Here is a 12,960-nt window from a genome sequence, read left to right on the forward strand (position 1 = left end):
GCGCTATCAGTCGAGAAACGGCGCGTTAATTCGTATGCAAAGTATTTTGCTTGGAAAGCTGTAATCATTAGCCGAAATCCATCACCAAGTATTCCAATTCATATCGACCAGAACGATTAAATAGAAGATTTAGTACAATTTAAAATAGGCAGTAATGTACTGTACATATTCAGAATAATCCAATTAATTCATGGAATTTCTATAGGTATATAGCATTGATTATATATTTTATAAAATCAGCTTTAGAATCATTGATTTTAAATCCGTAAGTGGTTGCTATTCATCGTCAATTACTTACAATCCAACAGGGTTTCACTGATTTCTAAAATGACTCTCCCATGTGTGGCGGCATTCAATATCAAAATCATAAAATCTACTGTCCCCAGCCCGATGGGAGATTGCCAGTAAAGCTGAGACATGGCGGTGTAGCATGGGTCATCTGGGGCAGACGGAAGGAAGAAGCGACTGGTAAATTTCCCAATGGCGGATGGGCACGACTTGATTCCATCAAAGCAGGTAAATGGAAACCTTGGCATCCCAGACCGGTATTAATTCCTGCCGAAAGCTTCATGGAAAAAGACCACGATAAACAATCCCATTGGATATCCCTGGCACACGGCATGGCTATACAGGCGTTACTTGCTGAGCGTGATGGTGAACAAAGGGTCTATGTGGTTACTGAAGAAACACCACATGAATACCACTGGATTCATGATCGTTGGCCAAGATTGCGGAGATTGTCGGATAACCAAATTATAAAAGATCGTTAAAACATGGCCTTGAGAAACAAGCTTGCAAGTTAGACTGACAGTGATTTATAAGCTGAGGTATAAGAAACTTATTCACATTTTCTGTGAGTAAGTTCGGGTATGAATAAGTAAAATTCTAAATAATCCAGCCTTTATACATTTGAACAAAAGGTAGACAGTCCGGCTTAATATTAACAGCACCAATAGCGGAATCGTTTATGTCCACTAAATCGCATGCCCCTCGAATGATCGCAATTAGTCGCAAAAGAAATTTAGTGTAGTAAAAAGTCTAGTAATTTTTATAACTGCAACAAATATTGTTATTAATCAATCAACATACACTGATGCATCATCGGCGTGTGCTTTGTTTCTTTATCCATTTATGATTCCGGTAAATCTCAATATAAATTGTTTTAAATATAGCTAATTGATAAATTTTATGTATCCCATGATTGTAACGCCAGATCCCATACTCGAGTGAGGCCGCGCACAGGTCTCTACAAATATGTAGAGAATAAATTGACTACTCGCTGAGATTACTTGCCAAACATAGAAATAAGAAATGCCTTCTTATCTTACGCTATGTTTAGTAACAGATTTTTTTGTGATGCTTTCTTCAAATACCAGAAGCTTAAGGCCTTGCCAGTGAGCCCAGACAGTCAGCAACATGCGCATAAGAAAGGAAGCTTCCGGCATAATCCATATTTCTGTCACTCGCCTATCCGCGCGCTTCCAACCGCGCAACAGGATGTGAATAACTGAACGCAGCCTTTGCGGATGATTGTACATCTGCAGGCAGATCAATTGATTAGAAGGCAACGGTGTAAGCCAATAAACGGAACTACCCGCGTGAAATCTTTGCTCAATCGCTTCAAGAAAATCTTCACTGAAATCCGTCAGCACACAATTGTCCGAGAGTAATAGAATATTTTGCTGTGCTTGTGGATAGCGCGACAAGTAAACGGCACGATTGCGCCGCGCCAGTTGGATACGATCCCCGCCGAACGATCCTGCTCCTTTATGATAAATATGGACATTCGGGTGAACGCCTAAACGCCAGCCGCTTAAATCAAGGCGGCGGCCAAGGTCGATATCTTCGTAGTATCCGCGGCCAAATGCGGCGTCAAAACCACCCATCGCTTGGAAAATGTCACGGCGGATCAGGATCGCATGCCCGCGGAGATAATGGGTCTGAATATAATTTTCCCCACGCAGCACGTAGCGGCTGAAGTCGAAATTGTCATAGCTATTGCCTGCCGGAATAATCGCCGCCAGTTTGGCGTCGGCATCAAACGCCGCACATAGCTGCGGCAGGATATTCCGGTTGACTTCGGTATCGGAGTTCAGAATCAGCACATAATAAGCACTCGAACGACTGACAGCCGCGTTGACTGTCAAACCGAAACCCTGATTCTTTTCCGAGTGACAAACCGCTACGCACGCATACGATAGATGATCCAGCATCTCGCGCGTTTCACGGCCGGATGCATCATCCTGAACGAGCACGCGCTGTATGGATTCCCCCAGGTAAGTAACGACCGAATCGATGCAGCGCTTCGTCAGCTCCGGTGCGTTATAGACCGGAATTACGACGTCAATCGTCTTCGCGGCAAATTGCATTATCGGATTTTCCATACATTCATTGCCGAACTTCGTGGGGCTGGCAACTTGCTTCCAATAACGCTACATAGCGAAGCAAAACATCCTCATCTCCGCCGCCATGGATAATTTCCTTGAGGAAACGCTGCCGGTGCCTTTCATCATAAAATGAACCGCAACCCGTTGTTATCAACTCGTCGATTCTTTTGTACACATCGTCGCGGCATCGTAATTCGGTTTCTGGCATATATTCGGCCACAACGGAACGGCCCGCGTGCAGGTAATCCGCTGCGAGCACGGGTTTTCCAGCCGTTACCGCTTCAAAAACAACCGAAGTCGCGAGATCCATAACGACATCCGCCCAGTTCATTAATTGCGCGGAGTGTATGTCATCCGCTACGATGCTGACATTCGGCAAACGCAAAATTGCCGCATTTCGCGTCAGAGGCTGCCGCCAGCCGCCACGGGTGTGAGGTTTGATAATGATCTCAACGCTTGGAAAAGCCGCAATCATCTGCACCACCTCGCCGACTTCTTCCCAGAACGTGGTGAAGTCGCTTTTGCGCAAGAAGATAACCAATTTGAGCCGGCTTGGGGATCGCACGAGCGGCGAAGGCGGTTGCAACTTCACCAATTTATCCAGCCATTCGGTGCAGAAACGCGGCGATCCCAGCACCGCGATCGACTTCTCATGCATGAAAGGACGGAAGCGCACGGCGCACAATTCATTCGGCACCACCACTTTATCGAATAGACAACCGGCGGAATACATGGAATCCGGCTGCAATTTCCACTCGCCACGCCGGATGAGATGATTGGCATGCGGACTATCGCCATGTGGTAACGAAACGACGTTAAGACCCATCCCGTGCGCCATGACAACAACCGTTTCGACCCACTCGAAGCATACCGGAGAATTCCTGGTTACCCAATCGAATGCGACCACACCTTTGTCACTCGCAGCAAAACTTCTCTCCAGTAATTTTCCGGTTGTGTTCCGCCAAACCCGCTGCCGGTTTTCGGTGCCGTAAATTTCAATAACTTTCCGCACCATCGATTTTAGAAAAGAGCGCTTCATACCCGGTGACAGTAACAACGTTTGCAGCCGCCACAGTAGAAACCCTGGTGGCGTCAACACATCCCGGATATGCGCTAGCCGAACGCCCGTCAGCTTGCGCAGGAACTCAATACGATAATCGTTACGGATATTGCGATGACCGATCAGTACTACATCGCAAACATGGCCGGTTTCGATCCATTTGAAGATAATCGGAGTGATATGATCAATATCGTTGTAATGACGAAGAAAGAAAAGTGCTTTCATGTCATTCTTTATAAGAAACCCGCACGGCCATTATTCATTTAATATCCGATTGATATCGAATACTTACCTAGTAATCTGATCGGAATTTTTCATTTTTAAAATAAGATCGCAAACTTCGCGTACGGCGCCGTGACCGCCGGAATGACTGCACACATAACGGGCTTTTTGCAAAACTTCCGGCACCGCATCAGCCGGGCAACATGCAAAACCGGCATTTTCGAGACACCCCAAATCGCTGAGATCGTCACCGATATAGGCAATGTCTTGCAGCGCAATTCCCTTGCACCTTGCCAGTTCTTTCAGCTGCGGAAGCTTGTCGTTTATTCCTGGATAATATTCATCAATACCGAGTTTTTTCATTCTCGCTGCAACAGCGAGGCTTTTCTCGCTGCTCATGACGCAAACACCGATGCCGTTCTCGCGCAGCAGTTGCAGACCATGGGCATCGCGCGTGTTAAATTTCTTCAATGCCTCACCCTCCGGCCCATAGTACATACCACCATCGGTAAAAGTGCCGTCGACATCCAGAACCAGCATTTTCACTTGCCTGGCGCATACACCAAACTTCATCAGCTTTTGCCGCAACAACAGCTGTTCAACGATGATCCAATCAGTTTCATCGTCGATCTCGATCGTTGTCTCCGGCGCCATCTCATGAATACCGATACGTCCGCCAAGCCGATTGCCGAAATCCTCCAGTATTTTCAGCCGGGTGAAATAAAAAGCGCCATTTTCCATCAGACACCCTGCAAAATCCTGACGCCGAGGACGCTTTAGCGGATCGTAGTTGATCGGCGTGCCGTCGCCAGTCCAATAAAACCGCTTGGATTGCACCGCCGTTAACAAGGAATCAAGATTTTCATTTAGAAACTTATGTTTAGCCGCAACAAAGTCTTCCGCGCGTGTGAGTGGCGAGGTTGCCTGAATTAAACACAAAACATCAAAAGCAACTTGTTGTTTAAACTCGAGCATAGCGCTTTCCGTACTCGCCGTATCAGTGCAAGTTCCGGCTGAACGATCCAGAACCGTTACACCTGCCGGAAATTCATTCAGCACTTTCTCACGGATTCTTTCGGAATCAGTCGCCACGTAAATTTCGTGAAAACATTGCGAAGCAATCGCCTGTTCCAGGCTCCATGCAAATAATGGCCGCCCTGCAATGGCACGCACATTTTTATCGATAATGGATTTTGAATTAGCGCGCAGCGGCATAAAAGCAACCCAGCGCATCAGTTAAAGTGTATTCCCTGCAACCGTTTCAGCTTGGCCCGCTGCGGTGCTTCGATTGCCAGTATTGGCGCATCTTTGAATGTCAGCGCCTGAGAAACCGCACGCACATCCCGCACCACGCGGCGTAAGCCATCCGGTTCCAGAGACGCCGCATGATCGGTCCCTTTCCAAGTGCGATCCAGGGTGAAATGACGCTCAATCCAGGATGCGCCCAACGTAATCGCCGCAATATCAACCGCAATTCCTAAGTGGTGCCCCGAAAATCCAATTTCCTTGATGCGCGAACCAAACTGGTTTTTCAGCGTTTGCAACTCAAGTAAGCATACCTGTTCGAATGGAACGGGATAGCCGGAGGTACAGGCATACAAAACAACACGCTCAGCCGCATGGCATCTTTCCATTAACTGCACGATTTGTTCTTGCTCCTCGTATGTGGTCATACCGACGGAAATATGAATGTCGCCGCGATAATCCCTGGCGAGAAATTCGAGCATCGGAAAATTGAGATTACATGCCGAGGGTACCTTGATGAACACAGGGTCGAGGCCGGCAATTTGCTTTGCTGAAGTCAAATCCCACACGGAAGTTGAGTAGCCGATGCCAAACTCCTTGCAGTATTGCTGCAACTGGCGATGCTGATCGACATCAAACTCAAGAAACTCTCGGTGCGCGCCATAAGTATCACCATAGCTGTTCTGCACATTGGGATGCGGCGCATTATATTCTTCCGGGGTCAGCAGCTCCTTATTGGAGCGCTTCTGGAATTTCACAAAATCGCATTTTGCAAATGTGGCTGCAATTCCGATCATTTCCCTGGCGATTTCCATGTCACCTTTATGATTACAACCGATTTCGGCAACTACCTTAGGCATTTTCATAAAATTTCCGGTTATTCCATTATTAATCAATTGATAAAATAAATATCAGTAAAAACCTCTAATTGGTGATCCAGGTCGATGATTTATTGCCTTTCAAGTAGGCCAAACGGTGCTGCGGCGACAGCAGATCCAAATCAGGAAACCACGGCATGTGCAACGCGGAAAAATTTCCGGCAACCCTGACGGCATCGAAAAAATCCCCGTTATAGTATTTTTTGTGATAGATCGCAAAAGTTGTATCGATTGGCGCTGCATACACCTCTAACCGGTCGTGTCTAAGCAGTTTATTCCAGAACCGTGATTCCCATTGCGGTACCGTCACGAATCTTTCGCATGGAACAATATTTCCCAAATTTGATCTCATACGACGATCGGTCAAGCCATACTCGACCTGGTAGGGCAGAGCGAAACCCGCTTTAAAGCACTTGAAGTAACCGCAAACATCAACCAGCTGTTGAATGAAATCCACCGGCAAGTGCTCGTTGAACAGCAAATCCGGGTCGGTATAACCGAACGTCTCCGGCAAAACATCGTAAATCAACCCTTGAAACCCGGTGCGCGCACCCATATTGACCGCTGACCGCACGACGAAAGCTTTTTTTGCTGCGGCAATCCCCTCAAGAATAGTGCGTGTCTCAACATCCCTTGAGGCATTGTCGATGACGATCGGCTTAACAGACCGCGCATTGAATTGGTGCACGCAATGATCAACATAAACACCATTGTTGTAAGACACAATCAAAATCGGCACTGCATCGTCCAGAGAAGCAACCGCTAATTTGATCTGCGCTGCAAGATTCCGGATATGCCTTTTATAGATGTATTGATGAAGAATTTTTTTCATGATTCAATCCGGCAGCAATGTATTGCGTTCACTCTTCACAACACGATCATGCTCGCATGAGTTTACTTCCGGTGCGGCCTGTAAAATTTTTCTTTTACTCCGGGAGCTCACCATAAAAAGATGTTTCGAGTGTTGCTCGATTTTGATCGTGTCAAAACGCTGCAGAAGCTGACCGAAGCGGGCGATTTTCTGTTCCATTTCAGTCACGGAAATTTCCGGGAAGCGATGATCGTGATACGCCAGCCGGTTGGGTCCCGGGCGGCGCATATGAAGATTGGTTAATGCCGCTTTTATTTTGATGAATAGCCATCCTTGTACAAAAGTGCTCAATGGCGTAGACAGCGGCCGGTTCTTAGAATAACCGCCGGATTCCAACACGTCGACAATACGCTCGCACGCCAAGGATCCTTTCTGCGCCGCCAGATAATAGTCGATCAGAGCCGCACGCTCCTCGCCACCGGCGCTTCCAAGCTCTCCTGCCAGAATCCGCCTTAATGTCGTCCGCAGTTCTTCAAAATTGAAGCACTGATAACTGAGTTTTGTCGGCAATCCCTGAAAATCATAGTCATACAACTTATTCAATGTCGCCAGATAAGAAATTGCCGGAACACCGAGCACATAAGCTTCCAAACCGGTCGTGCAGCCATTGTGCACCAGCGCCTTCGCTGCCAGCAACCAGGGGATAACGTTACCCTCTTTGTTGATTACGATCCGCTCGCTACGTGCGGCAAGATCCTGATAAATTTGATTGCTCTCACTGGGATGCGGGCGGACAATGATGGTCATATCGGGAAATGCCCGTTCGAGCGCCGGAATCAATTGTTTGAAATCTTCCAGTATCGCTTGTTTGTGATCCCACAAACCCTCGGCAAACCCGGTGCTCATGCCTATCCCCGCTTGACCGCGGCGTTTCGTCTTATCAGAGCTTTTCGCAGGCTGAAATAAGCCGATGCTGGGAATAAACGGATTCACATCGCTGAAATTCGTGTTGATCAGGATGAAATCTCCATAGCGATCGCGCAGCTTTTTAACTTCCGGGTCAAAAAACGGCCGTACTTCCGGTCTCAGCATATCGCCGCGCGGATTACCCGTAATGTGAATCGGCAGATTCTTCGGCAAATCGGGATACTGCCGCATTAAATCGGCATTCTCTTGCCCCCAGGCGAAAACATGCGATACTTTATCAATCGTTTGCGGGGAAAGCCGGAGTGTGAAATAAGTATCGGCGGGTGGATGCACCAGCGCTTCTTCTTCCCAGGCAACAATTTCATGCCCAAGCTGACGCAGTGCCTTGAACATTGAGCTGCTAAGGCTGCGCATGCTTTTAGCAAGATAAACTCCGCGCGGAATGGAGGCTGCTTGAAAATGCGTGAAAGCCCGTGAACCGATCAGTACGGGAAAACCGCGCTCCGCCGCAAAACACGCTAACAGAATTTTAGCGTCCAGTTCGCGAACCTGGCTTTCCACTGGGATAATAAGCATCGAGGGCAAATCTGTCATGCTGGTGTTTGCCATTTCTATCAAGCAGTTACCAAACCTATTTGCACCGGCATCGTGAAATCTCTTTTCTCTATCCAATCGCAACGTTCCGAAAACACCTGATATAGTGCCGGATCATTTGAGACAGCAGCGATCTCATGGTTCAACCAGAGAGATGGATTGGTCCAATTAAAACTGCCAAAAATAGACCATACTTGACCACAGTCCTTCACCAGCACCAATTTGAGATGCATCGGCAATTCTTCCGCGTTCCTGCTGCGTTTGAATTGAATTCCTGCGGCTAGCAAACGCTGCTCCATCTTTGCGGTAACGCGCCGGTATGTCGCTTCCGCGAATATCTCCAGCTTCACACCGCGATTTGCCAGCCTGATCATGAAATTAACTGCAGCCTCACTTCTGATATGTGAGGCAAAAATACGTACATGCGCATTATTACTTATTTTGCTTAAAAACAGCATGACCGGATGAGAACGTATACGCGGTAAGAAATGAATAGTGGTATCAGCACTTTGAATCGCTTCATTGGCATCGCCGGAAAAGCGATAAAGCAATCCGGGTGGTTTTTTGTGCAGATTGCGCACGTGTTTTATCAATTGCGTGACTAAAACCGGATCGACAAGTCCTATCAGCGTATTGTAACCCTTGTCCTGATCGCCGATCTCCTGAATGACATCGCACTGTTCTTCCATACGATTTCCTGAAGGATTAAACGAACCGATAAATGCAATCGGTTCCGGATGTGAAAAACAATAAATTTTTTCATGCAACTGCGGTGCCCATGCCCTGCCTGGCGGAGCAGGCAATCCTGGAAACGAGATGATGCGCAAACCATCACCCAAACCTTCCGGCCCGGATAACATCGCAATCACTGCATCGTTGGCATAGGCGGTTCGCGGTTTTCCGGCCAGGCTAACGGTAACCATCACACCTCGTTTCCGTGCTTGGATAAGCGCTTCCGCCAACTTCAGATCACGAAAATAATAAGTAGCCCAATCAATAGATCCGCCTGCTGGAACAGCAGCAATATGCGCTTCAAGCACATTGCGCAAATAACCTGTTGGCTGATCCGGGCCGCCAAAATACACTTCTGTCATAAATAACGCCTCCGTAACAATTGATTACGAAATTTGTGTTCCAGCAAGCTTTTTTCTCTTTGTACTTATGTCAATGTCTCGCCGGTTAATCTCTCCAAGATGCGCAATGGTGAACGCGATGAATCGTTCATGGCTTCTACTGGTAAATAAAATGTTTGATCCAAGCTGTGTTGTCCCGATATCGCTCCATGCAGCACCAAGTCGGTAATTGCGATCCAGCTTGATCCGGCGGGAAATTCCATGCGTTTGCGCGGAGCTGTCGCTTGGTATTCCTTATCGCGCATACCGAGTGCGCGCAGCGCCGCAATATATTGGTCATACTTAGTCTTAACACCATCGACGATACCCAACCGGGCCAGCAGAGATGAAAACCAAGAAGGCCCGCTGACATGTACGTCGCGCAGAAAACGTTGTACAAAAGGTTCAAAAGGTTCGCCGAGCTGCCAGATGCGCAATCGATCCGCCGGATTGATGTTAGTGAAAACACGCAGCATGCTGCGCCCTTGCGTGGGGTAACCGTAGCTTGAGTCGATATGGAGAGCCTGCGTGCTGTTGCGTGCAAAAGGCCGGTAAGTAACCCGCTTGCGATCTAACGCCTGGCGGTAACTGGGAAACAATTGAGTGATGACACTTTCGGTCCATTGTCCATAGCGCGCCATGATGGCTTCAAGATCGGAGCGTGCGGCATCCTTGATTTGGGCGCGCACCATTTTGCCGTGTATTTGTGCATAGTGATATTTCTTGATATGCCCGTTCTTCGGATCGAAAATAATCGTAGGCTTGCCATTTTCAACATCAGGCACGTGCGTCAGAATATTAGCCGTATTGGATATCAATTTCCGTTCCCGCTCGGAAAGCTCGAACCCTCCTTTGGGAAGATAGATCAGCCCCCCGCCTTCCAACGTTTGAATAGCAGCACGCTGTATTTCGGGCGATGACATGTCCGTACCCGGTTCAATAGTGAGCATTTTCAGGATTTCAGCTTCATCACTTTTGGAAGCATGCTGCTCATTTATCATGCGATATCCTCGAATTATTCAGAAACGAAAATATTCCAACAACGAATAGGGTTATTCTATTGAAAAATGTCGCGAAGCGATAACATATTATTAAAATTGATCCTATAAATCGCATCTCTCGATCAATGCTCATACTTGGCTTCGACTGTTCGTTTCAGATTGAACGCCAGGAGTTCCCCGAGCCGTTCGTTACCCAGCGGCCCCTTCTGGGCGCGTTGAATGATATCCAAATCCGGTGCTTTGTTAGCTTCGATCAAGCACGGACCATTTTCGAGTATGGCGACATCCCAACCGATGACCACTTGATCCGGAAAAAGACGATTGTGTGCATCCTGCACAAAATCGATCATCATTTCCCAGCAAGGGAGCTTGCGCTGTGATATCGCAGTATGGGATAGAGGATGTTGTTCATACCAGCCATCGGTCACCACTCCCCAGCCACCGCGCGTACCTTCTCCCAGCACACCGGTATTGATATCGACGTTGGCTGCAATACCGCCCGCATGATAGTTATCGACAATCACATCGGCGTATCGCTTCATGCGGAAGACTGCATTGGTGACTTCATAACCACCCGTTTCATTGCGGCAGCTCATAACACGTACGGTCGCCAGCGCGCCGCAGGCCAAGTCGACAATTTCAGGGTGATTGATCAACCGCGGCTGCACGATATAAGCCGTTCGTTCCGAATTTTGCCGCAGAATTTCAAGCACCTGATTTCCATTGGCGCGACTTCCGTCGTTGCAGAAAAATTGTCCGGAACCCAGATAATCCCAGCGGATCGTGCCCCTGCCACCCTGCCCGTTCAACGGTTTGACAAAAAGATCGAACTCCGGAAAACCAGACTGTTTCCAATCCATTGTTATAATCTTTCCTTCCTTGATGATCCAAAGGATGGGGGCTGCGGCAACGCCATTTTTCCGGCAATGCGCCATAAAGAGGGTCTTATCCCGGATACATTGCGTACTGCGTTCGGCAGGAACCGGAAGACCGCCGTTATTATCCCGCATGAAGCGGTAGATCGTCGCTTTGGTTTCAAAGCGATTGAGATATTCATTGGCACGCTGTCTTTTATCGTCATCGTGCAACTCAAAGATATAGTACCAAGGCGGTAAAATTGCATAACGGCATGCAACACCGATTTGTTCGCCAACCTGCCTGAAAATACCCTTACCCGTCCGCTTTTTTATAGCGTATCCATTGAGTGCCGTGAAAACCACGGCAAGTATAATGATTAAGAAAGGCAGAAAAGGCAATGCTGCTAGCATGAGACACCGGTCCATTCGACTAGCTTCACGCCAAACGATGAACCGGAAATAGAGATGAATCGACGTTGCCGCAGTATCATCTTCCGATAATCGGAAAAAAGTCCACCGCGCACCACTTAGATCCCGGACGATCCTATCAAAACCTAAATCAATAGCCACCATGCTCTCCTTTTAATGATGGCATTTCCCTAAAGAATCAACATCAAATCATGTGCTTTAGTTTTAATGCGATTTGATTATTCTAAGCAACGATCGTTATATCGCTATTTTATTGAGCATCTTATACTATAAACATCGTTACTTTTTTGTGAATAAGAAAAGACCCTGAAGTGCAAGAAATTAACAAATAGGAAGATGCGGCTGATACCTAGAGCAAAGATTCATGGCTGCGAAAGAATCGATGCATATCATTGAATCCCAAAATTGGGAATGTTGAAAGCCTAAAAGATTCTGGCAAAATTTTATTTGACGATTAAGACAACCGGTCGTATTATACGCACATGACAAAATCAACCCAAAAAGAACTCAATAAAGAAAATCTGCTGAACCAGGGAGTTGCACTATTTATGGAGCAAGGTTATCACGGTACCGGGTTGCAGGAAATTCTCAATGCAGTGAACGTTCCGAAAGGCTCTTTTTATAATTATTTCGATAGCAAAGAAAATTTCGGCGCCGAGGTCATTCAGCACTATATTGATCCTTTCATTACGAGGCTATCTGTACATTTGAGCAAATCCGACGTGGATGCGCTCAGCGCAATCACGCGATATTTTGACGAGCTTATCGTGGAACTTGAAAAAAACCAATTTAAGGGCGGTTGTCTGCTGGGTAATTTAATGGGAGAAATCGGCAGTTCTAACGATGTTTGTCAGCAATCCTTACAATCGGCAATCAGACGTTATCGAGATTTATTGCAATCCGGATTGGCCAAAGCGCAACAACAAGGAACGATAAGATCGGACAAATCATCCGAAACAATGGCTGATTTGCTGATCAATGCTTGGCAAGGCGCTTTATTGCGAATGCAAATAGAGAAATCATCCGCACCGGTTAAACAATGTTGTCAGGATTTACTGGGGGATTATTTTAAAGCCTGATTATTTTTTTATCTAAAAATTATACGACTGGTCATATTATTAATTCAATTGTGGAGAAATAAAAGAATGCCAAAATATATTATTGAACGCGAAATTCCTGGGGCGGGCTCACTGACGCAACAAGATTTAAAAACCATTTCGCAAAGCTCATGCAGCATCTTAAGCAGTATGGGACCACGAATCCAATGGCTGGAAAGCTATGTGACTGACGATAAAATTTATTGCGTCTATATCGCTCCCGATGCAGCCTCCATTAGAGCGCATGCCGAGCAAGGCGGACTCCCCGCCAACCGCATCTCTCAAGTCAGATCGGTAATCGATCCAACCACGGCTGAATAGTATGCAAAAATTTCTGCCG

At 47.0% G+C, this 12,960-nt stretch carries 12 protein-coding genes; 3 read left to right on the top strand and 9 right to left on the bottom strand.

Going from position 1 to position 12,960, the window contains the following annotated elements:
• Positions 1-338: 338 nt before the first annotated feature.
• Positions 339-770: a hypothetical protein gene (locus KF839_RS12545; RefSeq protein WP_292918187.1), complete on the top strand. Its 432-nt coding sequence runs from the start codon at positions 339-341 to the stop codon at positions 768-770.
• A gap of 549 nt (positions 771-1,319) precedes the next feature.
• Here KF839_RS12545 and KF839_RS12550 read toward each other — a convergent pair.
• The 9 genes from KF839_RS12550 to KF839_RS12590 form a co-directional block, all read right to left on the bottom strand.
• Positions 1,320-2,384, bottom strand: a complete 1,065-nt coding sequence (locus tag KF839_RS12550; RefSeq protein WP_292918188.1) for a glycosyltransferase family 2 protein — start codon at positions 2,382-2,384, stop codon at positions 1,320-1,322.
• 4 nt (positions 2,385-2,388) lie between these two features.
• Positions 2,389-3,672 carry a hypothetical protein gene (locus tag KF839_RS12555; protein ID WP_292918189.1) on the bottom strand — a complete coding sequence of 428 codons (1,284 nt, stop codon included), beginning with the start codon at positions 3,670-3,672 and terminating at the stop codon, positions 2,389-2,391.
• Between the two features lie 63 nt (positions 3,673-3,735).
• Entirely contained in the window at positions 3,736-4,902 is a 1,167-nt protein-coding gene (locus KF839_RS12560; protein ID WP_292918190.1) for an N-acylneuraminate cytidylyltransferase, read from the bottom strand.
• The gene (locus KF839_RS12565; RefSeq protein ID WP_292918191.1) at positions 4,902-5,780 is read right to left on the bottom strand and encodes an N-acetylneuraminate synthase family protein; all 879 of its coding nucleotides are present in this window, start codon (positions 5,778-5,780) and stop codon (positions 4,902-4,904) included. Before KF839_RS12565 ends, KF839_RS12560 begins: the two co-directional genes overlap by 1 nt.
• Before the next feature lie 58 nt (positions 5,781-5,838).
• A complete protein-coding gene (locus KF839_RS12570) occupies positions 5,839-6,624 on the bottom strand; it encodes a glycosyltransferase family 2 protein (RefSeq protein ID WP_292918192.1) in 786 nt (261 codons plus the stop codon).
• A 3-nt stretch (positions 6,625-6,627) separates the two neighbouring features.
• Entirely contained in the window at positions 6,628-8,124 is a 1,497-nt protein-coding gene (locus KF839_RS12575) for a surface carbohydrate biosynthesis protein (protein ID WP_292918193.1), read from the bottom strand.
• A 20-nt stretch (positions 8,125-8,144) separates the two neighbouring features.
• The gene (locus KF839_RS12580; RefSeq protein WP_292918194.1) at positions 8,145-9,218 is read right to left on the bottom strand and encodes a phospholipase D-like domain-containing protein; all 1,074 of its coding nucleotides are present in this window, start codon (positions 9,216-9,218) and stop codon (positions 8,145-8,147) included.
• 65 nt (positions 9,219-9,283) lie between these two features.
• Positions 9,284-10,237: a Kdo hydroxylase family protein gene (locus tag KF839_RS12585; RefSeq protein WP_292918195.1), complete on the bottom strand. Its 954-nt coding sequence runs from the start codon at positions 10,235-10,237 to the stop codon at positions 9,284-9,286.
• 122 nt (positions 10,238-10,359) lie between these two features.
• Complete coding sequence (locus KF839_RS12590; protein WP_416362370.1) at positions 10,360-11,664, bottom strand: sugar-transfer associated ATP-grasp domain-containing protein; 1,305 nt, start codon at positions 11,662-11,664, stop codon at positions 10,360-10,362.
• 341 nt (positions 11,665-12,005) lie between these two features.
• On the opposite strand from KF839_RS12590, the gene KF839_RS12595 reads away from it, so the two are divergent.
• Entirely contained in the window at positions 12,006-12,602 is a 597-nt protein-coding gene (locus tag KF839_RS12595; RefSeq protein WP_292918197.1) for a TetR/AcrR family transcriptional regulator, read from the top strand.
• A 66-nt stretch (positions 12,603-12,668) separates the two neighbouring features.
• On the top strand, positions 12,669-12,941 hold the full coding sequence (locus tag KF839_RS12600; protein WP_292918198.1) for a DUF4242 domain-containing protein: 273 nt from the start codon (positions 12,669-12,671) through the stop codon (positions 12,939-12,941).
• Positions 12,942-12,960: the final 19 nt, after the last annotated feature.

The sequence above is a fragment of the Nitrosomonas sp. genome (assembly GCF_019635155.1).
GTDB lineage: Bacteria > Pseudomonadota > Gammaproteobacteria > Burkholderiales > Nitrosomonadaceae > Nitrosomonas.